General features: G+C 42.6%; 14 protein-coding genes. 9 read left to right on the top strand and 5 right to left on the bottom strand.

Features of this window, described 5'->3' with window-relative positions; translation table 11 throughout:
- Positions 1-53 precede the first annotated feature (53 nt).
- Complete coding sequence (locus BMW86_RS18535) at positions 54-947, top strand: SDR family oxidoreductase (protein WP_089783201.1); 894 nt, start codon at positions 54-56, stop codon at positions 945-947.
- A 55-nt stretch (positions 948-1,002) separates the two neighbouring features.
- Here the strand turns inward: BMW86_RS18535 and BMW86_RS18540 are convergent, their stop codons facing one another.
- The 3 genes from BMW86_RS18540 to BMW86_RS18550 form a co-directional block, all read right to left on the bottom strand.
- A complete protein-coding gene (locus BMW86_RS18540; RefSeq protein ID WP_143056616.1) occupies positions 1,003-1,965 on the bottom strand; it encodes an HU domain-containing protein in 963 nt (320 codons plus the stop codon).
- Positions 1,966-2,067: 102 nt separating this feature from the next.
- Positions 2,068-3,702, bottom strand: a complete 1,635-nt coding sequence (locus BMW86_RS18545) for a TonB-dependent receptor (protein ID WP_089783203.1) — start codon at positions 3,700-3,702, stop codon at positions 2,068-2,070.
- Positions 3,703-3,722: 20 nt separating this feature from the next.
- On the bottom strand, positions 3,723-6,794 hold the full coding sequence (locus BMW86_RS18550; protein WP_089783204.1) for a tetratricopeptide repeat protein: 3,072 nt from the start codon (positions 6,792-6,794) through the stop codon (positions 3,723-3,725).
- Between the two features lie 279 nt (positions 6,795-7,073).
- On the opposite strand from BMW86_RS18550, the gene BMW86_RS32565 reads away from it, so the two are divergent.
- The 3 genes from BMW86_RS32565 to BMW86_RS18560 all read left to right on the top strand — a co-directional run bounded on the left by BMW86_RS32565 (position 7,074) and on the right by BMW86_RS18560 (position 9,611).
- Complete coding sequence (locus BMW86_RS32565; RefSeq protein ID WP_143056617.1) at positions 7,074-7,439, top strand: hypothetical protein; 366 nt, start codon at positions 7,074-7,076, stop codon at positions 7,437-7,439.
- A 170-nt stretch (positions 7,440-7,609) separates the two neighbouring features.
- Positions 7,610-8,131: an RNA polymerase sigma factor gene (locus BMW86_RS18555; protein WP_410492560.1), complete on the top strand. Its 522-nt coding sequence runs from the start codon at positions 7,610-7,612 to the stop codon at positions 8,129-8,131.
- A gap of 37 nt (positions 8,132-8,168) precedes the next feature.
- Positions 8,169-9,611 (top strand): hypothetical protein, encoded by a 1,443-nt coding sequence (locus BMW86_RS18560; protein WP_089783205.1) that lies wholly within the window; start codon positions 8,169-8,171, stop codon positions 9,609-9,611.
- An 87-nt stretch (positions 9,612-9,698) separates the two neighbouring features.
- Here BMW86_RS18560 and BMW86_RS18565 read toward each other — a convergent pair whose 3' ends face one another.
- Entirely contained in the window at positions 9,699-10,631 is a 933-nt protein-coding gene (locus tag BMW86_RS18565) for a hypothetical protein (protein ID WP_089783206.1), read from the bottom strand.
- Between the two features lie 425 nt (positions 10,632-11,056).
- Here BMW86_RS18565 and BMW86_RS18570 point away from each other — a divergent pair, with 425 nt between their 5' ends.
- Both BMW86_RS18570 and BMW86_RS18575 read left to right on the top strand, forming a co-directional pair.
- Complete coding sequence (locus tag BMW86_RS18570) at positions 11,057-11,467, top strand: DoxX family protein (RefSeq protein ID WP_089783207.1); 411 nt, start codon at positions 11,057-11,059, stop codon at positions 11,465-11,467.
- 45 nt (positions 11,468-11,512) lie between these two features.
- Positions 11,513-14,566 (top strand): ATP-binding protein, encoded by a 3,054-nt coding sequence (locus BMW86_RS18575; protein ID WP_089783208.1) that lies wholly within the window; start codon positions 11,513-11,515, stop codon positions 14,564-14,566.
- Here BMW86_RS18575 and BMW86_RS18580 read toward each other — a convergent pair.
- Positions 14,559-15,224, bottom strand: a complete 666-nt coding sequence (locus tag BMW86_RS18580; RefSeq protein ID WP_143056618.1) for a response regulator — start codon at positions 15,222-15,224, stop codon at positions 14,559-14,561. The genes BMW86_RS18575 and BMW86_RS18580 overlap by 8 nt on opposite strands.
- 349 nt (positions 15,225-15,573) lie before the next feature.
- Here BMW86_RS18580 and BMW86_RS18585 point away from each other — a divergent pair, with 349 nt between their 5' ends.
- The 3 genes from BMW86_RS18585 to BMW86_RS18595 all read left to right on the top strand — a co-directional run bounded on the left by BMW86_RS18585 (position 15,574) and on the right by BMW86_RS18595 (position 23,574).
- The gene (locus BMW86_RS18585) at positions 15,574-20,496 is read left to right on the top strand and encodes an Ig-like domain-containing protein (protein WP_089783210.1); all 4,923 of its coding nucleotides are present in this window, start codon (positions 15,574-15,576) and stop codon (positions 20,494-20,496) included.
- A 66-nt stretch (positions 20,497-20,562) separates the two neighbouring features.
- Positions 20,563-21,540: a PorP/SprF family type IX secretion system membrane protein gene (locus tag BMW86_RS18590; protein ID WP_089783211.1), complete on the top strand. Its 978-nt coding sequence runs from the start codon at positions 20,563-20,565 to the stop codon at positions 21,538-21,540.
- A 39-nt stretch (positions 21,541-21,579) separates the two neighbouring features.
- Positions 21,580-23,574 carry an OmpA family protein gene (locus BMW86_RS18595; protein ID WP_089783212.1) on the top strand — a complete coding sequence of 665 codons (1,995 nt, stop codon included), beginning with the start codon at positions 21,580-21,582 and terminating at the stop codon, positions 23,572-23,574.
- Positions 23,575-23,643: the final 69 nt, after the last annotated feature.

A 23,643-nucleotide genomic window follows, 5' to 3' on the forward strand; every position in this document is an offset into this window, starting at 1 on the left:
AAACCAGGTCAGCCCTTTTTCTTTGTGATTGATAAAATCAGTAATTTACTGTTATGAAGGTATTAATAACAGGAAGCAATGGATTACTGGGCCAACACCTGATACCGGTTTTTTTACAGGATAGCCGGTATACAGTCATCGCAACCGGAAGAGGCCCCAACCGCCTGCCAGTTCAGGATGGATACACTTACGAAGCTACTAACCTGAGGGACGCAACAAGTGTCCAGCACCTGCTGGAAAAACACAAGCCCGATGTATTAGTCCATGCTGCGGCGATGACGCAGGTAGATGATTGCGAGCGAAACAAAGATGCCTGCTGGGATATCAATGTCAGTGCTACACGTTACCTCATTCAGGCTGCTGAAAAAACGAATACCTTTTTCCTGTTCTTATCTACGGACTTTGTATTTGATGGCCTGCAGGGCCCTTATGCGGAAGAAGATGCAGTAAACCCGCTTAGTTATTACGGAGCCAGTAAAGTGGCCGCAGAGCGCCTGGTAAAGAATAGCAAACTGGCCTGGTCTATAGTTCGTACAGTACTTGTATACGGTGTAGCCGCAGATCCTAAACGCAGTAACATCATCACCTGGGTAAAGAATAACCTGGAACAGGGTAAGAAGCTGAAAGTAGTGACTGACCAGTGGCGTACCCCCACGCTGGTACAGGACCTGGCAGCAGGATGTAAGCTGGTAGCAGATAAAAAGGCTACCGGTATCTATCATATCTCAGGAAGTGAAACACTCACCCCTTACGAAATGGCGGTGCAAACAGCCGGATATTTCAAATTAAATCCCCAGATGCTGGAACAGGTAGATGCAAAAACCTTTACCCAGCCGGCAAAACGCCCCGCTAAAACAGGTTTTGTGATAGATAAAGCAGTAAAGGAATTAGGTTATAAGCCCCACAGCTTTGAAGAAGGACTGGATATAGTAGCCCGGGAAATATAAAAGGGCCAGATATCTGAGAATATCCAGCCCCAAAAGCTTTAAAAACTTCAACCCCTTAAAAGTGCAGATTTACTTTCTGAGTAATTAAGTTTCTGATTGAATCTTTCATTTTTGTAGTATCCGCCGGAACACTGCGGAGTGGTATTACTATCTCCCAAATAGAAGAATCCGCAGCAGTATACTGTAACTGATAACTTATTTTATTAGATGAATTCTTCATGCGTGTGGCATACTTTTTCTCTGCCAGCGTCTTGTTTTTGAAAGTCTCTACCACCGCATAATACGCTATCGTATCAGACACAGGAGGCGCCGGTGGCAATGTATCCACCTGTTTAACCTCTTCCTTCATCTTCATGGTATCCACTGCCGCACTGGCTACTTCCGCCGCTTTATTGGCATTGGCATCCTGGCGTTCCGCCAGCCACCAGATGAGCCAGGCAAACAGCAAAGCCCCAACAGGCGCTACCACCCACCACCAGCGGAAGCGGGAGCCGCTCTCCGGGAAATCCGGGTATTCAGCAGTAGAAGAGGTATGATCAGGAGAAGCTGTTAAGTGGTTCATCACTGTAGTGCCCACCATTTCGGTATTCCCCACCGTTATCTTATGACTTACATCCGTGCGTATCACAGGTTTCACATGCAGGGTCTCCATGGTAACAGGCATCACTTCCGGTACAAAGGAGATAATGCCAATGGTATTGGCCTGTAGTTGTCCCACGCCGGGTATTACCACCGGTCTGCCCGTTTGCAGGGTAGCCTTCAGTTCATCGATGTATTTGTCCATCTTGAGCCGCGCAATAGACAGTACGAGGTTTTCCCGCTGTGCTATCCATTCGGCGCATCTGCCATCGTCTGTCCAGTTCTCTTCGAACACGACTTTCTCGCCCGGGGGCTCAATAGTATTATCTGTTACATCAAAACGCGCAGACGTATGCTGAACTGTAAAAGTTCCGATTTTTGGGAGACTGCAATTCTGCTGTCTATATAAAACTTCTTGTATGTATTGTTCTAGTACCAAGTATAGTAAATATTCCTATTATGACAATGACTCAAACGTATAAATGGCTAATTGGGTTATCTAATATACCCAATTAGCCATTCAGAGCGCAATTTTACAACTTTAAAATTTAATCATCACACCCCCGACCAAATTCAACCCATAAGATTGATATCCATTCCACCTTTGATAGTGCGAATTAAAGAGATTATTTGCATTTATCCAGAGATTAAAATTCTTACCTATATCGTAATTAGCCCCTGCATTCATGTCCCATGCACTCTTGTTTTTTGCAAAGTCTTTATTCGGTAACTGGTAGTAACTGCTACCCAGGAAATACAGGTTGGTATTGAGATGCAGCTTCTTTGCAATCGTGTATTGCGCAAAGGCATCGAATTGGAAAGGCACCAGTCCCCATGGTTTTACTTCCGTTTTCTGCTTGGTATAATTGAACCAGTCAACACTTGCACGTACCTGGAATTTCTCTTCCTGGATATAACCAACCTCTGCATGCAAATTAAATGCTTTCAGCTCTTCTTCGTTCTTTGTATAAAAAGTTTTACCATCCAGACTGTCATTCACGAATAACGGCATATTGTAATAAGTAACGGCGGCAAACTTGGTATTATAGTTAAAGTGACTGCCCAGCGTTCCTTTGATACCGGTGTATTTCTCTTCTACACGGGTATTGAGGATACCGGAACCATAAGAAGCCAGGAACGGATTCTGGTTAACCAGGTTGCGATAGCTGTTCTTATTGATGTAAGAGGTCCATCCGCTGCTCAGGATTACCTTCTTATAGATGATATGTGATTCGTTCACGATATCCGGCAACAGGTAGAACTTCTTGTTAGTCCAGGTAGGATTTACACCTGCATGTAATACAAACCTTGGTTTGATGATTTCCAGGGCAGGATGTATAGCCACTACGTTGTTATTGAACTGAGGCTGATCATCCTGTTTATAGGAAGACAGGTCAAACACGCCTTCAGCACGGATATAAATGTCCTCAAACAGCTGTTTGCTCACCGGTACTTTAATGATCACGGTAGGCTCTTTACGTTTGTAGGAGTCGGAGAAGTAGATGAATTTGGCAGATGGTTCAAACTTGAAGGCCCAGTCGTTCAAAGGACGGTTCTTCACGCCTGCCTGTGCGGTGAACTGACTGAAAGCCTGTTTCACATCGCCTTTACTGAAAGTATAGAGGCTATGATCGTAGCCATAATAATGCACTTCATTACGGTCAAAACCGATGGCACCGTTTACTTCAAGGATAGGAGTGAAGTAGGTACCGGAGGCCAGAACGTTCAGCGCACTGTAGTCCTGGTTTTTGATATCCCCTTTGGAACCGGTATAACTACCATAGATCCCAAAGTTGTACTTATCATTCCTGCCACTGCCAAAACCTGCCTGTATCAGTGGTGTGCTAAGATTACCAAAGCCTGCTTTGATAAAGTTGTTCTGTAATTTATCCAGAGAATCCTTCCCCAGTGCCAGTGGTTTCAGGGGAACCGGCTGGTACATAAAGTACAGGTTCAGCGCAGGTACCTGGTACTGTAACTTGGGACGGGTAGTATCAAAACCCGGCAGGGAAGCCGTCAGGTTCAGTTTAGCCGCATCCCGCAGCTTGGGCCTGTAATTGGAAATGATGTCGATGGTTTCCTGCTTGAGCGTTTCCTGGGCATGTGCCTGTTGTTGCAGGAAAACACATCCTGCCACTGTCAAAAAACGGTTTATATGTTTGATATACACGTTCATGCTGATCGTAATTCGGTAAATTATTTATTGGATTTCATTTTAGATGCTGATTTTTCGTCAGCTTCTGCTTTGGCCAGTTTATCTTTTGCTTCCTGTTTCAACGCAGGGATGGTGCAATTCTCAGCAATACTCTGATAAGTGGCTTTCGCATTGAAATAGTCCTTTTGCTGTGCATAGATGTCTCCTAACAGAATATAGGATTTAGCTACCCACTGCTCATAACCCGGTGTGTTCTTGATCACATCAAAACCGGCTTTCTCGGCATTGGTCAGATCATTTTTCTGGAACAGGCACCAGGCGATATTATAACGGGCTTCGGCGCCAATCTCGGATTTGGTCATACCGGCAGCCACTTTGTATTCTTTAATAGCGTCATCATACTGGCTCTGTTCCTGCTCTGCACGACCCAGATAAAAATGACCGGTAATCTGATCATCTGTACTGATGTTGGAACTGGACAACAGTATCTCTGCATAATTGCTCACCTCATCCCAGTGTTTCAACTGGTAGTTGCTGCGCAGCAGGCCACGGGTAGCGGTGAAGGTATTTTCCTTGGTAGTGGAAAGGTCCTGTAACTGCAGGTAGTAAGTACGGGCCTTTTCATAGTTCTTCTGCTGGAAGAAGTTGATGTTGGCTGCCTGTAAGGCAGAACGTTCTGCATACAGACTGTTATTCTTTGATAACACGAACTCATAACCCGGTAAGGCATTTGTATAATCCTTGTTGTTATAGGCACATTCTGATTTATAGAACTGAGCCGGTAACACAAACTGTCCGTTAGGATATTTCTGTAAGTAGTTGTTGAAAGCAACGGTAGCGCCTGCGCAGTCATTGCTCATGAACTTACTTTCTGCCGTAGCATACGTGAGGGAATCCTCTACAGAGGTGCTCACCGTTCTGCCGGTAGATTTTAATAAAGCCACATAAGCATCTGTTTTACCCTGTCCTACATAAATATCTTTCACACTGCTCAGGGCTTCATTTGCTTCAGGAGAGTTAGGGAACTTCTCTACTACCTGACGGTAATAGGTCAGCGCTTTATCCTCATTATCTTTATTGTAGTAGCATAATCCAAGCTTCAGCAATGCCCTTGGTGCATTCGGACCATTAGGTTGTTTCCGTAGTACATTGTCCAGATAAGGGATCGCTTCTGTATATTTTTCCTGGGCAAGATAAGTATTGGCGATTTCCAGGTCTGCATCATTGCTGAAGTTAGACGTTGGGAATTTATCACCCAGTTGTTTCAGCATGCTCAGTTTCTCTGCCTGTTTACCCTGTATGCCGAGGATGATACTTTTCTGATAGGTAGCGTAATCAGAACCTGGCAGGTTACCGTTGATGATCTTGTCGTACAATGCAGTCGCCTTTGGATAGTCTTTCAGCATGTAGTAACAGTCAGCACTACGGATGATAGCATCATTGGTGATACGGGCTGCATTCGGACCGGTAGTCCTTTGTGCCGCTTCGAAATGCTGTAATGCTCTTGTATAATCTTCTTTTTTCAGCAGGTTATAACCCATATTATAACTGGCCGTTTGTGCATTGGCTTCTCCGGAAGCAGGAACAGCACCGGTAAGGTAGGTGTTCAGGTGGGAGATAGCGGCATCAGTATTATTCTGACGCATGGCTATTTCTGCTTTCCAGAAATGGGCCAGTTGCGTTACATTATTATCGTAAGGATTTTTAAGCGCGATATCCAGCAGCCGGTCTGCTTCTGCCAGTTGCTGGTCGTTGATCAGCTCTGTAGCGCGTCCATATGCCACTTTCTGGTAGGCTTTCTGTACGGTAGGTGTTTTGTCGGGGATGTTTTCTATAATAGAAAGGGCATCCTTATAGTTGTTGGTATTCACCAGCAGGTTAACGAGTATCTCGCGGGCTTCCTTATTATAGGCTGATTGCGGATAGGTGCCTACGAAGCTGGTCAGCTCCGTGATAGCAGCATCCTGATAGCCCAGTTCATAAGAGAGTTTGCCGTAGTTGAAGCGGGAAATTTCCTGTTGCTGTGCATTAGCGCTGTTACGGGCGCAGAAGGCGAAGGCGTTACGTGCATTGGCTTTCTGACCGGTACGCAGGTAACAATCTCCCAGCAGGTACATGGAGTTTTGTCCCAGTGAGTCTTTCTCGCTGCTCAGTTGTTTGAATCCGCTGATCGCTTTGGCGAAGTTGCCAGTCTGGTAGTAACTGTAAGACAGCTGGTAGATATCTTCTTTCCGTACAGATTCTGCATTATCCTGGTATTCCTGGAGATAGTTCAGTGCTTTCTGATACTCTTTTCTTTCGAAGTAAGCCTGTCCCAGCAATTGTTTCATTTCAGCTTCATAATACAGGCCGCCTTTTTTCACAAGAGGTTCTGCATAGCTGATCAACTGATCGCGTTTACCCTGGAAGTAATAGATTTCGGCAATATAGTAAGGAACGATATTGCTGTATTTAGGATCATTGACTACACGCTGGAAGCTGGTCAATGCATCTATGTACTGATGATTATAATAAGCGATGAAGCCGTAGTAGTAATTGGCCGGTATATAATATTTACCGGGGATTTCCTTGATAGACCCGAATAGAGGCTGTGCTTTCTGGAAGTCTTTCACGTTGAAATAGCAATAGGCCAGTTCGAATTTGGCTTCTGCGATTTCGCTGTTGGAAAGATTTTCTATGTTGGCCTTTTCATACAGGGGAATGGCTTCTTTCAGCTTATTCTGGTGGAAATAGTATTTAGCCAGTTGATAACTAACGAGTTGTTCCCGGGCATTGTTATTATAAAGGGCCAGGAAGTCGAGCGCCAGTTTTTCAGCATTAGGTTGTCCCAGTTTCAGGGCACAAACGGTATAATAATATACAGCGTCTGTTTTCACCAGGCTACGGCTGGTTTCCTGGAAGTAGCCGATATTATCGATGGTTTGCTTAAACAGCTGCATGGCAACTGCGTACTTCTCCTGTTGGAAAAGCTGCTGGGCATCTTTAAATACTTTATCAGGATCTGTGTAGATCCTTGTTTGCTGGGCTTTTGCCGCAGGTACAGTCAGTATACCCAGGGTAATCATGAATAAAAACAAATGTCCTGGAACAAGAAACTTTCTTATTAATTGCATGCTTTTAACCTGTTATAAACTTAAATATGCGTTTTAAAACGAATCCTGAACGGAATTATTTTCCATTCAGAATCAATACGTAATGCCTTCAGGGTAACATAAACAGGAGCAAATATAGCTATTTCGGGAAAGGTTTAACTTCTCAAGAATCAAACCAATTTCTCACTATGAACCTGAATTTCAATGATAACGCCTGTGGTAGGGCTAAAAGTATTTTTTTCTCAAACTACCCAACCTTTAGTCTTTTGTTACCAGTTTATAATGGTAAATCACAATTCTATGAAGAAAATGCTTTGTTTTTTATTAGTTATCACGGCAGCGATGGCATATCTCACATCCTGTAAAAAGGAAAGTTCTATCAACCCTACTTTAAATGCTTTAGGCTTGAAAGATACCTTAACAGATACCATACCTCATCACCCAACTGATTCATTACCACATGATTCCGTTCATTGTCATCCGCACGATACGATTCCGCATGACACAATTCCTCATTTCCCGCATGATACAGTGCCGTACCCACCGTACGATACATTTCCTCACAATCCGATAGATACGCCTTTTAATCCACCGGTATATCCACCAGTATATCCACCGATAGACAGCTTCCCTAACCATGATTCATTATCTGTAAGACATGGATAATGTAACTATTGGTAAAATATTTTCGTTTAAGAGCTGATTAAATTGGGTCAGTATTTTTATGTAAGCATTTAAATATTGCCGGTCACTTTTGTGACCGGTTTAAGTGCTTGATAATAACACCTTGTTCTGTACGCATATATGTAAGGCATCAGTTGGAAGACATTCAGGAATTGATTCATAAGTGTTTGATTAATGATCGTGGTGGTCAGGAAAAACTTTATCGTAAGTTTTACCCGGCCCTGTACCTCTTATGCAAAAAATTCTTTAAAGATGAAAATGACGCAGTGGAAGCTTTGAATGATGGAATGTTGAAAGTTTTTAAGAACATTGGACAGTATAATGAGGATAAGGGGGCATTTTTTAACTGGGTATATACTATTGTGCGGAATGCGGCTTGTGATAAACTGAAAAGGGATCATACCTACACATTTACTTCTTCAGATATGACAGACCTTGTTATTGCCGGTGCTGATAATCCTCTTTCAGACCTGGAATGGAAGGATATCTACCAGTTATTACAGGTATTACCACCAGGGACAAGGGCTGTATGTGTGTTGTATTACTTAGAGGGCTTTTCGATTAATGAGATTTGTGGACAATTACAATTAAGTGCAGGAACAGTGAAATGGCACCTGAGTGAAACCAGGATGAAGATGAAACCTGTGTTGCTGAAATATCATTCTAAAAAATAATTCCAGTATAGTGGATGAGCATTATTTAAATAAAGAAATGTCAGAGGGGGGCAAGCCGCCTATCCCGATCCCTTCTGTGGATCGGGCCTGGGCAGGCATGGAGCAATTGCTGGATGCTGAGTTGCCGGTGACGTCTGTTAGATATAACAGGTTGCCGGGGCTGAAGGTGCTCGTTATGGTGATGCTGATGTTTTCTTTAAAAGGGGGAGAGGAAAGTGTTTCAAAGATTTCTTTGAAAGGACAGGATGATGCTAGTCTATATGTAAATAATAAACAAAATAAAGTTGCTCATAATATATCAGTTGATAATTCTTTGATCAATGCAGATACTATATCAGAAATTAATAAAAATCATCTGTCAGATGTAAAGACCGGAGAGATATCAGATACAAAAAATAATACGAATAAAACAGAGATACTAAATACAAATAATAGGAATAAAAAAGAGATATCAGACACAAGAAATAATGCGAATAAAACAGAGATAGTAAATACAAATAATAGGAATAAAAAAGACATATCAGACACAAGAAATAATGCGAATAAAACAGAGATCCTAAATGCAGATAACAAGAATAAAAAAGAGATAACAAGTACAAAAAATAATAAACATAAAACAGAGATACTAAACACAGGTAAAAAGAATCAGAAGCATAAAACAGAGAAACAGAAAGAAGATTTTATTACAGATGATAATCAAAACTCATTTGCAGGAACTCCTTCTTCTGCTCCCGGAACTCCCTGGATATATGGTTCTTCTCCCGGATTTTCCCGTACAGCATTAAATTTATCTACTCTTCCTTTACATAAAGAAGATCCGAAGAAATTAATGCATAAAGATATGCAGATATCACCTCTTCAGACAGCTGATAAAAAAGATCATCCAAAGGTAAGGACATGGAGTTTTTGGGGACAATTAAACACGCCTATACCACTCTACGGTAGTAAGTATTATTCGGCTGATCCTAAAGGCAACAACCAGTTTTACAGGAATTTAATCCCTTCAATACGTATAGAAAAGAAGATAGGAAAATCATCTGTATCCGCAGATCTGCAACCATTTACCAGTCTGCTGTTACCACTGACTGTTTCACCTTCAAATCCAGATAGCACTGCACCGGGGGATACGCTGGGCGTCACTGTTAAAAGAAAGATGGTTAAACAATTTGGATCAGGGATCACCTTACAATACCATTATCCGCTGTATAAAAACTGGACTATCAGTGGCGGTATAGGAGGGGCCTGGTGGCAGAAGGCAATTGTTACGCAAACAAAGTACGATACGACTACCGTTCTTGCGGCTACAAAAGACGACTGGAAAGGGTATCCCCGTTTTATATTTACCGGTACTATTGAATTGCATTATGATATTCCCAAATGGCAAATGGGACTGCGTACTGCTGTCCCGTTGAATAAGTCTGCCAGTGATTTAGGCAGGCGGTTGCAGGTGGAATTCCTGTTACGGAGAAGGATAAGGTAGCAGACACACCAAAAGCATATACATTCTGTAAGAACGTATATGCTTTTGGCGTCCGGTTAGCCAACGGAGAAAGTGTGACTTCTGAGATTAATTCAAATAATAAAGGTGGATTCCGCTACCACGACCTTTAGAGCCAACGCCACTTAAAGACACGGTAAACTCTACAGGATCCTTGCTGGCTTTAATCTCGAAGTCAGCGGTAGGCGTAGCCCATCCATATCCCCAGGAAATTTGTGAGTAAGTATTGGTACGTTTATAACGGGCCCATTTAGCAGCAGCACTTCCTACATTCATCCATGCATCAGTAGAACCTGAATGGGCGACTATCTTTCCATTCTCTACAAGGATAGTATGTTTAATCACTACTTTCCCGCGTGTGCTACCCCATAACCATTTAATCGTAACATTTCTAACTGTTGATGTATAGGCAGTCCTGGCATTACTATCCTTTGAGTCCGAATTATCTTCTTTCAGAAGAAACATGTTTGCCAGTACATTATCATAAACAAGTCCCTGTGCATTATACACAGCTGTTGTAGTGAATTGTTTTCCTTTACTGCTCCAGGTTAGTTCTACAAGACCTTGTCCCAGCCGGACTAAAGTATCAAGAGCAGAACCTAACTTTACACGGAGATCCACAGCCTTCTCATCTCCGGCCTGACGTGCAGTTGTGAGTTCCTGGTTCCTTTCGCTGATAGTACGCAGGGTGAAAGACGATGCATCTGTACCATCAAAATATGGTATCAGATTATCCTCATTCAATAATTGTTCTTTTGTACTTCTTAATAGTTCAGGATTGATGGTTTCGTTAATAAAACGATAACCGGTGAGCTTGATATCTACTACCGCCTGTCCATTCCAGAACGTGATGGTAGAATCTAGTTGTTCACGAACACGTGCTTGATTCACATTTGATTGAGGTTGTTGTTCCTGGCTATTCTGCTGGTCTTTTTTACAGCTCCAGATGAATAATGGAACACAAACTACTAAGAGGGAAGTTTTCAGATGTTGGGTTTTCATTGGTGTTAATTAAAAGGTGAATTGGCTAACCAGGAGAATCATGGGTTTTTCAATGATTATAGGTTATATGGTCATTAAGCAGCAATACAAGTATCTATGCAGATGGTTATCCGGCATTAATTAAGCAGCAGCATAGTTATCTGACACAGTATGATTAATTAAGCAGCAGTATCATTATTTAAGCAGCAATATGGTTATCAAAACACAGTATGGTTATCAATATCATTATCTAAGCAGATAATGTTGGGCTAATACAATATTAACGTAATTAGTATAAACTATCCAGTTTTTTGTATTCAAAAATTTGATTATATTATTTCAGATATAATTGTCAAGTGGAGATAATCATAATTAATTCTATTTTTGGCCCGCAACATCCAGCATGTTTTGAGGGATAATTATTTTTGTGAATCAAATCTGTCTATATGAAAAAACTATTTTCCACAGGCTACACAAACGGATCAGTAAACCTTTCTCTTTTCCTGCTTCGCGTAGTATTTGGCGGGTTGATTTTCTTTCAGCATGGTTATGAAAAGCTGATAAAATACTCCACCTTACGATATGGCTTCCCTGATCCTTTTAAGATAGGTTCAACATTGTCCTTCTCACTGGTAGCCTTTGCGGAAGGGATCTGTTCTATTTTATTAGTATTGGGATTACTAACCCGTCTGGCAGCTATCCCACTGGTAATTACCATGGGTGTAGTCGTTTTTATGATAAAACAACATGCCTCAATAGGAGATAGGGAATTACCCATCATGTATCTCTGTGCGTTCTTAGTTATCCTCTTCGCAGGACCGGGAAAAGCCAGCGTAGATAAATTACTTGGCAAATAAGACCGGTTAAATATTGAGAGTGCCGTAGTAAACAAGAACGTTCGAATGAAATTCATTTTATCCCTTTCCTTTATCCTGATACAGATAAACCTGTCTTTTGCCAATCAGCAACAGGAGCCATATACCATACATCACTTTACTGACCAGGACGGACTACCGCAGAACAGTGTAAAATACATTATGCCGGATGAAAATGGGTTTATATGGATGGCTACTGAAAATGGGTTGGTAAGATTTGACGGGAACCGTTTTTTGAATTTCGGCACCAGCAATACTGGCATACAAAGCAGCCGTATGCATTATATTTATCCCAACGCAAAGAAAAATGGTATCCTGGCAAGGACAATAAGGAATGAGGTGATGGCTGTTCACAATGGAAGGGCAGATTTACTTGTTACTGCTCCTGGAGATTTTGATTACCTGTGGTTCAATGATGTATCAAATATTTATCCTGTTAATGGCTTGCCCAACGTGTTTTTAAATGAGGCCCGTGCAGCCAGTTATCTGATACCTGCAGAATCGGATGCATATTTTGATATCAGAGGGGATACCATCAGATTTATGAAAGGAGGGATGGAACGTTACAAAATGAGCTACCCGCATCCCTATCCAGGTCGCTCATTTACACTGAAGGATCAGCTTTGTTATTTTGAAAAAAACGGGCAATTCATCCTGCTTAAACGGGAAGGAGCTTATAAGCTCAATCTCACAGGAGATCTGTTACAGAATCCCGGATGGCACTCTCTTAAAAAACAACCGGAAATATACTGGAATTTTGGGGCCGGACAATTGTTCCTTTATTTAGATGAGTCCTTCTACAGACTGGAATTGTCTGACTCATCTACCATACGGTCCACATTGGTCATGAGAGGATTGGATTTTAAGAAGAACAGGATTTTAGCTGTTTATCATGATGAAATACATCACCGGATTTTCCTGGGTAGTGTTACCAGGGGATTGTATATATGCAGCCAGCAGCAGTTCAGGTGCTTAAAAGCCGGAAGAGAAGAAGATGAAGTATATTATGCACAGGCTCCCTTCGGAGAGCATAGTATTGTAACACCGCTGGGGATGGTATTGGACCCCATTACCGGAAAAAAGACCCTGGCGCCACGACTGAGTAAAGTAGAGTTCCCTGATAGATATAGTATCACACGGGATTTTAACGGGAACTACTGGTACAAAAACCATAAAGAATTATTGAAGTTTAACGGCGATTTTACGACTCTGTTATGGAAACAAAAACTAGATGATGAAATTAACCAGTTATATATAGATAAGAATGGCCGTTTGTGGGTAGGAATGAAAAGAAGCGGATTATATTTTCTGGAAACAGCGGCTGACAGTCCACAACTGCAATTATACACGGCAGTAGTGAAAGATATTACCTATATCACCAGGGGTGATCAGCATGTGTTATGGACTGCGACGCAAAAGGGGTTGTCACGTATTGATTTATCAACGCGTAAGATTGATACTGTACCAGGACTTAACAATCTTTATATACGAAGCCTTTATGCACCTTCAGATAAGGAAGTATGGATCACAACTTATGATCACGGGGTCTTTCTGTATAAAGACGGACGTCTTGTAAATCTTCCGGCGGATCAGAAAAAATATTTGGAAACGGCCCATTGCATTGTGATGGATGATCAGGGCTATCTCTGGATCACGACCAATAACGGACTCTTTCAGACAAGTTACCGGGATGCACTGGATTTTGCAGCAGGGAGGCTGAAGGACTTATTCTATCTTTATTATGGAAAAGAACAGGGCTTTAATACCAATGAATTCAACGGTGGTTGTCAACCCTGTGCGCTGCAATTGCAGAACGGAGATATCTCTTTGCCCTCCCTGGATGGTCTGGTATATTTCACCCCCTCTAAAATACGGGCAGAGTTGCCGGAGAGGGAAATATTTATAGACCAGATAGAGTTGGATGCAAAAATAATGGATGCGAAAGGAGTCATTAACCTGCCTGACAATTTCCGGAATGTAAGGCTTTCAATCAGCACACCGTATTTCGGAGATCCCCAAAATTTACATCTGTATTATTCGCTGGAAGAGGAGGGAAAATACGATAAGGAACTATGGTTAGAGATGAGTACTAACAGGATCATAGAATTCTCATCTATGCATTCAGGAAAATATATTCTCCGGATCCGTAAATTGAATGGTTTTGGCAAAAATAATATAACGGAAAAAGTATTTACTATTCTGGTGGAGAAAGCATTCTATGAAACCATCTGGTTCAGGATACTGATGGGGATTGCAGTCCTGCTGGCGGGGTTTGCATTCTCCTGGTTACGGGTGAGGAGAGTGGAAAGTAAAAATCAGGTACTGGCATTGCGGGTAACGGAGCGCACCCGCGAATTAAAAGAAACGCTGGACAATCTTCAGACCTCTGAACAGCAATTGCGCAGACAGGGATTTATTCAGCAACGATTAATTGCGGCTATTTCGCACGATCTGAAAACGCCGTTGAAATATATGATGCAGGTAATTGGCAAAGGAGATGAACAGAGAAATGGGATCGGGAAAGATGAACGGAACGTTATTTATGAAAGCCTGTACAGCATGTTCCATCTTGTAGAGAACCTGATCCAGTATCTGAAGTCACAATTCATGGATGACGTTTCATCTCTGGAAATGGTAGATCTCGGAGAGCTGCTGGAAGAGAAAGCGAATATCTTCCGGGTAGTTTCCCGGGCCAAGGAAATTACTATCATCAATAATACAGCACTTCATACTGTTGTGCTGGTTAACAGGCAACTGCTGGCGATAGTAATACATAATCTCATTGATAATGCTGTAAAATATACCCGGAAAGGGTCTATACAATTAGAAACATTTTGTAATGAGGAAGAGATACTTATCCGGTTTATTGATACCGGGGTAGGAATGTCGCCAGCTATAATTAACTGGATTGATCAATATAGAATGGGAGTCCCCATTATGGAGGGCAAGCCGGCTTCCCATGATGGTATTGGATTAATAATGGTGATGGAGCTTTTACAACTGATCAATGGCAATATGAGCGTAAGTTCGAATAACGGCTATGGAACTGTTGTAGATATCACACTGACTGTTATCAGATAGAAATATTATAAAATCTGATTTTTTCCAGCAATTCTATGATAGAGTTGATTTCCAGTTTTGCAAAAATGCGTGTTTTATAAGTACTCACGGTAGAGATCTGTAAATGCAGCATTTCCGCTATTTTTAATAACGGAATGCCTTTCATTAACAGGCTCATTACTTCGACTTCCCGTATAGAAAGTGCATCAAAGGGATTCGTCTCCGGATCTTTCCGCTGGTCTAATCTGTTAAGCATCATCCGGCGGGTGGATGGGCTCATGTACTTCTCCCGGTTTAAAAGTGTTTGGATAGCCAGTTTCGTTTCTTCCTCTGTAGAGTTTTTGCTGAGATAACCGTCCGCACCAGCCAGCAAATAATCAATAGCAAATATTTTCTCATCGTATGCAGAAAAGATAAGCACCATTGTATCGGGTTGCTGAAGTTTCACAGCGTCCAGCATTTGAATACTGTTACCTCCTGGCAGATTGATATCTAATATCAGCAAGTCAAAGGATTGTTTTGCCATCATAACAATTACATCATCGAATGCTTCAACGGTTGTTACGGTGGCAGATATGGGGAGGTTGGCTATTATCTTCTTAAGACCATAACGGACAATCGAATGGTCATCGGCAACTAAGATATTGATCATCAGGTATTCCGGCATAATGCGTTGCAAAGATAGAGAGTATTCCTTATACACCGCTATTTAAATGTAGTATTATTACTACATCTGTAGTAGGGTCTTACTACAGATGTATAATTGGTCCGAATCTACCTTTGCCCCGTTAAATATATAGTTTGTTTACGGACAACTTCTTTAAAGAGTAATGTACTGTTAAAAAATTAAACAATAGACTTATTGATAATCCTTTTACTGCCATTTAAGCGGGCGGTCATGAATACCTGTGTAAAATCGTAAACAAAGTATATCCCAATATTGGAACAAGATAAAAGCTATCCTGTGAAAATCCCTTTGATACCAGGCAATTGCATGGTAAATCCTTTTAAAAACTTATTTGATATCTATGAACAAATTTTACAAAACAGCTTTAACGTTGTTGTGTTTATTCGCATGTCTTAATAGTTATGCAGATGGCTCAAAGGACCTTTATCCCAGTGGTGCAACAGGAGACAGGGCTTTCTTAATGAGTTCTACCAGTACTGTTTCCGCCGGCTGGCCTTTTACATCATTAGGTACACACTATGTATTTGTTAATCCCGGTGAAACGGTGGCAGCTGCTTCCAGTGCGCAGGGTGTAGGCCAGGGACAGATCAGGTTTACAGCGCCGGATGGTACGGTATATACTTCTACAATAGGATCTGCTACCGGCCAGATTGCTAATCGTGCAGGGGAACTCCTGGGGCCAGTAGGAGGGTATACCCCTTTTACACAGGTAGCGGGTAGCAGTCAGGGTGGCTTATGGAAAGTGGAATTGCTGCCCTCTGGCGATCTCACCCAGAATACTTCCAATGGGGCTACCGTAGCCGCCAATGCTAACTGGACACAAAATAATACAAATGCTATTGCTGCCTGGGATATTTCAGTAATAGACGCTTCCAGTGCGCTTATTCCGGGTCGTGTGTATGCTACCGTAATGAATATGTATGTAACCAATGGAAGTTACTACGGTAAATTATTTGTACAAACAAGTGATGGTTATACTTATAAGGTGAACAATAACGGACAGGCCGGTATCGGTTTTGTCTTTTTTGTAAATAACAAGGGGATTACCACCGGTACTGGTGATGCTGCACCTCCATCCTATAAGAGTTTAAATGCTACTGCCAACATCCCTACTAAAGATCCGAGAACTGTAGATGGTGCTCAGAGCATTACCCAGAAAATATTTTACACAACACCAGCTGCTGATCTGCCACAATCAGCTGCTTTACCGGGAGGAGGCAGTACCTGGCTTAAAGTGCCTAAGGTAATACCTACTGTAAGCGGTATCAGTATTGATGGAGTGGAAGGAACTACCGGACAGGTGAGCAGCAAGGGTGCTTATATTAAGTTTGATGCTAACCAGGCAGGTACTTTCCGGGTCACTTTAACAGGTTCAGGCAGTTTTGTAACGCGGACGATCATCGGATCGGCAGTGGCGGGCAGCAATTCCGTGTTCTGGGATGGTAAGGATGGTGCAGGAACGGCTCCTTCTCTGGGTAATGCGTCTGTTACTGCAAACATACAGTTGCAGGGGGCAGAGGTGCATTTCCCCTTTATTGACGTAGAGTATAATCCTAATGGTACTATCCTTGAACAGTTGAATGATGACGGGTCTGTAAAAAGTGATGACGTTTACTGGGATGATAGTGGTTTTGCGGGAGGTACAGGGGCATCTTCCCCACAGTTTAATGGTAATAGCGGTACCGGTATTTCCAGCAACACTAACGGGCATAAATGGAGTAGTAATTACGGGAATAACAGGACCATGGATACCTGGACTTATATCCTGGGAGATATGGTCAGCCAGAGTACTACGCTTAGTATCAGGCAATCAGATCTGGCTGTACAAAGTGTGGCGCCCGCTGGTTCCGCTACAACAGTAGCGGCAGGACAACCAGTTTCTTATACGGTTTCAGTTGTTAATAATGGCCCCAGTGATGTAAGTGGAGCTCCGTTTACATTTAAAGTACCTGCAGGCTTTACTATCTCAAATGTAACTTTCACTACCAGCTGTGGTACTGTGAATAGTCCGGCGATAGATGGTTCAGGTAATTATACCGCATTGCTGGATTTACCCAATGGTTGTGTTATTACCTTTAATGTCACAGGTAAGGCTGGGGCGGCGCTGGCTGGAAGTACTATAAATATGGAAGCCAGTATAATGCGGCCAAATGATGTGACAGATCCTGATGCTACAAATCCTGATGCAGCTGTTCCTCCTACAGATCCTCATGTGGAATGTTTGAATGGCACCAGTACAGAGTCTTGTAATAATATTAAATACAATAATTCAGTTACAGTAACTCCCAGTGCAGATATAGTTACAGTGAAAAGTTTGAAGAATGTTACTCAGACAAGTTTCACTCCCGGCGACGCAGTGGTTTATACAATTGTTGTAACCAACAATGGTCCAAGTGATGCAACAAATGTAAACGTCACAGATGTGGCTCCCACCGGGACTACCATCAGTTCCTGGACAGCTGATGTAACTACCGGAACGGTAACACTTCCTACTACCAGTGGTACTGGTGATCTGAATGAAATAATTACCACCCTGCCTAATGGTGCGGTAGTCACTTATACTATTACGGTACAGACGCCGGGTACTTTTAGCGGTAGCTTAAGTAACACCGCGGCCGTAACAAGCAGTACCCCTGATCCGGATGCGACTTGTGCGGCATGTACGGCACCGTCTATTACAGCGGTTCCTGTAACACCACCAGTAGCTACAGATGATGCAACAACTCTCAATGCAGATAGTAACGTAACAATTTCTGTACTTAACAACGACAATGCAGGTACCAATCCGATAGTGCCTTCCTCTGTGACAATAGTGGCTCAGCCTGCACATGGTACGGTGGTGGTGAATGCAGATGGTACAGTAAAGTATACACCTACTGCTGGTTATTCCGGATCTGATGCATTTACATATAAAGTGGGAGATGGTGCTGGTAACTGGAGTAATGTGGCCACGGTAAATGTAACAGTAACAGCTATACCACCAGTAGCTACAGATGATGCAACAACTCTCAACGCAGATAATAATGTAACGATTCCTGTGCTGAACAATGACAATGCAGGAACAAATCCGATAGTGCCTTCCTCTGTGACAATAGTGGCTCAGCCTGTACATGGAACAGTAACAGTGAATGCAGATGGCACAGTAGTGTACACACCAGCAGCGGGTTATTCCGGGCCAGATGCATTTACATATAAAGTACAGGACGGTGCCGGTAATTGGAGCAACGTAGCAACAGTAAACGTAACAGTAACAGCGCCTCCAGCTACACCACCGGTAGCTACAGATGATGCAACAACCCTCAACGCAGATAATAATGTCACCATCCCTGTGCTGAACAATGATAATGCAGGATCGAATCCGATAGTGCCTTCCTCTGTGACAATAGTGGCTCAGCCTGCACATGGAACAGTAGTGGTGAATGCAGATGGTACAGTAAAGTATACCTCAGCAGCGGGTTATTCCGGTCCTGATGCATTTACATATAAGGTGAGCGATGGTGCTGGTAACTGGAGCAACGTAGCAACAGTAAACGTAACAGTAACAGCTATACCACCAGTAGCTACAGATGATGCAACAACTCTCACTGCAGGTAATAATGTCACCATTTCTGTATTGAACAATGACAATGCAGGTACCAATCCTATAGTGCCTTCCTCTGTGACAATAGTGGCTCCGCCTGCACATGGAACAGTAACAGTGAACGCAGATGGCACAGTTGTGTATACGCCAGCTGCGGGTTATTCCGGGCCTGATGCATTTACGTATAAGGTGAGCGATGGTGCTGGTAATTGGAGCAATGTAGCAACAGTAAACGTAACAGTAACAGCTCCTCCAGCTACACCGCCAGTAGCTACAGATGATGCAACGAATCTTACAGCAGATAATAATGTAACGATTCCTGTGCTGAACAATGACAATGCAGGAACAAATCCGATAGTGCCTTCGACACTGACAATCGTAACTCCGCCTGCACATGGAACAGTAACAGTGAACGCAGATGGCACAGTTGTGTATACGCCAGCTGCGGGTTATTCCGGGCCTGATGCATTTACATATAAAGTACAGGACGGTGCCGGTAATTGGAGCAATGTAGCAACCGTAAACGTAACAGTAACAGCTCCTGCTGCTACACCACCAGTAGCGACAGATGATGTAACGAATCTTACAGCAGATAATAATGTAACGATTCCTGTGCTGAACAATGACAATGCAGGAACAAATCCGATAGTGCCTTCAACACTGACAATAGTAACTCCACCTGTCCATGGAACAGTGCAGGTGAATGCAGATGGTACAGTAAAGTATACACCAGCAGCGGGTTATTCCGGGCCAGATGCATTTACATATAAGGTGAGCGATGGTGCTGGTAATTGGAGCAATGTAGCAACAGTAAACGTAACAGTAACAGCTCCTCCAGCTACACCACCGGTAGCTACAGATGATGCAACAACACTCTCCGCAGATAATAATGTAACGATTCCTGTGCTGAACAATGACAATGCAGGAACAAATCCGATAGTGCCTTCGACACTGACAATCGTAACTCCACCAGCACATGGAACAGTAACAGTGAATGCAGATGGCACAGTAGTGTACACACCAGCAGCTGGTTATTCCGGGCCAGATGCATTTACGTATAAGGTGGAAGATGGTGCAGGCAACTGGAGCAATGTGGCAACAGTAAATGTAACAGTAACCGCTCCTGCAACAACACCGCCTGTAGCAACAGCTGACGTAACAACACTTAAAGCAGGTGAGAATGTTACAATACCGGTACTTAACAACGATACACCAGGTGAAGGCGCAAGTCCGATAGTGCCTTCAACATTGGAAATAGTAGATCAGCCTGCGCACGGAACTGTAAAGGTGAATGCAGATGGAACAGTAGAGTATACACCAGCAGCGGGTTATTCCGGTCCTGATGCATTTACTTATAAGGTGCAGGATGGTGCCGGTAACTGGAGTAATGTGGTAGCAGTAAATGTAACAGTAACACCCAATAACCTGGACATTCCTAATGTGATTACGCCTAATGGAGATGGTAACAATGATAAGTTAGTGATTAAAGGATTGGAAAAATATTCACAGAATGAGGTCATCATTTTCAACCGTTGGAATAATGTGCTCTATAAAAGCAGGAATTACCAGGGAGATTGGGACGGACAGGGACTGAATGCTGGTACGTATTACTATACCCTGAAGGTACAGGAATCTAACGGTACATGGCATACGATAAATGGTTATGTGATGCTGATGCGATAAAAATTAACTGTCAGGGACTGCCGGTGTATACGCCGGCAGTCTTACCTAAAAAGAAAAAAAGAAATCATGAATAAAAACTTTACGAAGATTATTCTCCTGTTAATATGTGCGCTGTCATACTTTCCGGCGCATAGCCAGCAGGATGTGCAGTTTAGCCAGTATATGTTCAATGGGTTATATATCAACCCTGCTTATGCAGGTTACCGGGAACAGTGGAATGTAAATGTATTTTACCGCACACAATGGGCCGGATTTCCCGGTGCACCTAAAACCTTTTCTGCAGCAGCAGATGGTACTGTGAATAATAACCGCGTAGGATTAGGTCTGCAGGTAATGAACGACCAGTTAGGCGCACAGAAAAACACAGCTTTATACGGAAGTTATGCTTACCGTATTCCTGTGGATGTAACCGGGGAGAAGACACTGGCTATTGGTATAGGCGCGGGGTTTATGCAGCAGAGACTGAATATGGAAGCATTGAATCCTGCCTCCCAGACAGACGTTATGTTAATGAATGCAAAGAAAACGGCTTCTATGCCTGATGTACGTGTCGGTATTTTTTATAACAGTGAACGATTCTACAGTGGAATATCTGCTGATAATCTGATAACAGGTTCGTTTCAGAAATCCGGTGGGTTGAAGAATTATGTACCGCTAAAACCACACCTGTATTTTACCGTAGGTGGATTGTTAGCGTTGTCAGATCAGGTGTTAATGAAACCTTCCATCCTGATAAAAGAAGATTTTGCAGGCCCTACCAGTATGGACTTGAATGCCTTTTTCCTGCTGGACCAGAAACTATGGATAGGTGCCGGTTACCGCAGCGCTTTATTCAACAGAAGCAATATAGATAAGTCGGTTACCAAGGCGGGGGCTGTTGTGGGAATGGTTGAAATATTCGTCAATAGCAAACTGAGGATAGGTTATGCTTATGATCAGACTTTAAATGGAACGGGAGCAACCAGCTACACTACTCATGAACTCTCACTGAGTTATTTTTTCGCAGGTCCGAAGGCAAGGATGTTGTCTCCAAGATATTTTTAACAGAAAGCAATACGGTTTTTATAAAATATAGAAGTCATTATGGATAAAAGAAACTATAATCTTCCCGCATTGTTAAGCATAATGGTGGCAGTGTTAATGTTTAAAACAACACAGGGGCAATATATCAAAAAGCAGGCTGACAGTCAGGCCAGGTTGTATAATTATGCGGAAGCCATACCATTGTATGAAAAAGCATATAAGAAAAAAGCAACATCGGCTGCGGCTCGTGGAATGGCTGACAGTTATCGTCTGATGAGTGCTTACACCCTAGCCGAACCATGGTATGCGAAATTGGTGACGATGCAGGACCACACTGCTGCTGATGAAATACATTATGCAGGAATACTGATGAACAACAACAATTATGCAGCCGCCAGAGAGATGCTGGATAGTTACTTAAATAAAAAGAACGGTGATAAAACAGCAGAGAATATGCGTAGCGGTTGTGACAGCGCAGCTAAGTGGCTATCATCACCCGCTAAAGGGACGCTGGACAATTTAAACGCATTGAACAGTCAGTGGTCTGATTGGGGTACAGCGTTTAACAAGGGCGTAATTATTTTTGCCTCTGATCGCCCATATGATTCCCTGCAACATACCCCTTTTTTTAGCACCACTAACATCAGGAAAAAATACTATGGCTGGACGGGCAACAGTTATCTGCATCTGTATGAAAATAACGGGCAGGATAGCAGTAGTACAAAGTTACTTGCACGCAATATCAATGGAGATTATCATAGCGCAAATGCCAGTTATACGGCCGATGGCAGAAAGCTTTATTACGCGGTAACCGATCTGAAAAAGAAAGGACGTACCCTGCTGGGAAAGGATGAACCTTATACATTAAATGTCGAGGTGATGGAACAGCAATGGGATTCGGCCACGGGTAGATGGCAGCAGTCTTCCCCATTTCCTTATAATGGCATCTTTAATTATCCGGTGGGCGATCCTTTTATAAGCCCGGATGGTCAGGAGCTTTATTTTGTGGCTGACTATGGAGATAAGGGATATGGTGGCACAGATATCTATTATAGTCATGTAGATGAAAATGGCAAATGGCAGACGCCGGTAAATATGGGGCCGGAAATCAATACACAGGGTAATGAACGTACACCTGTATTTGATAAAGCCGGTACATTTTATTTTGCTTCCGATGGACAGCCCGGAATTGGTGGACTCGATATTTATAAAGCTATTAAAACCAGTGGTCGTTGGGTAACAAAGAATATGGGAATCCCGGTAAATAGCCCCCAGGACGATTTTGCACCGGCTTTAGACAGCACGACTATATACTTCTCTTCTAACAGACCAGGTGGAAAAGGGAATGATGATATTTACCGTTTTATTCCTGCAAGAATATTGTTGTTTAGTTTGTCCGGTCATATACTGGACAAAAAAACCAATAAACCATTATCCAATGCAGAAGTAACAATCAACAACAAAGAAACGGGTATACCACTGAAAGTTGTGACAGATGAAGAAGGTCACTATCATGTTATGCTGGATAGCATATCATCATATGAATTAAGCGTGGCAAAAACGGATTATAATTCAGTAACAGGAGACGTTGTAACAACAAAGGGATTATCAGTATCACGTGATCTACGCTATGATGCCATGCTGGAGGCCCCCGAAAAGGTTCCGGAAAAAATCCCTGAGCCTCAGCCTGTCCCTAATAAAACATTTAAACTTGAAAACGTTTATTTTGATGTAGCTAAAGCAGATATCAAACCAGGTACAGCAACGGAATTGGATAAGCTGGTAAAATTGCTACAGGATAATTCTACCTGGAATGTCGAAATAGCTACCCATACAGACTCCAGGGCGAGCGACAGCTATAACCTGAAGTTATCCCAACGCCGTGCGGAATCTATTGTGGCATACCTGATCAAAAAGGGGATTGCCAGTAATCGTCTGGTGGCAAAGGGATATGGAGAAACCCGGTTATTGAATCGTTGTGCCAATGGGGTACGTTGTTCAGAAGAAGAACATCTGGCCAATCGCAGATCAGAATTTACAATATTAAATAAGTAATGGCAAGCTGCAATCGGGGGGCGATCTAAGCATTCAGTTAGGCGCTCCCTGTTTATTGCCATCGAACAA

It is taken from the genome of Chitinophaga sp. YR573, assembly GCF_900110995.1.
Classification (GTDB): domain Bacteria; phylum Bacteroidota; class Bacteroidia; order Chitinophagales; family Chitinophagaceae; genus Chitinophaga.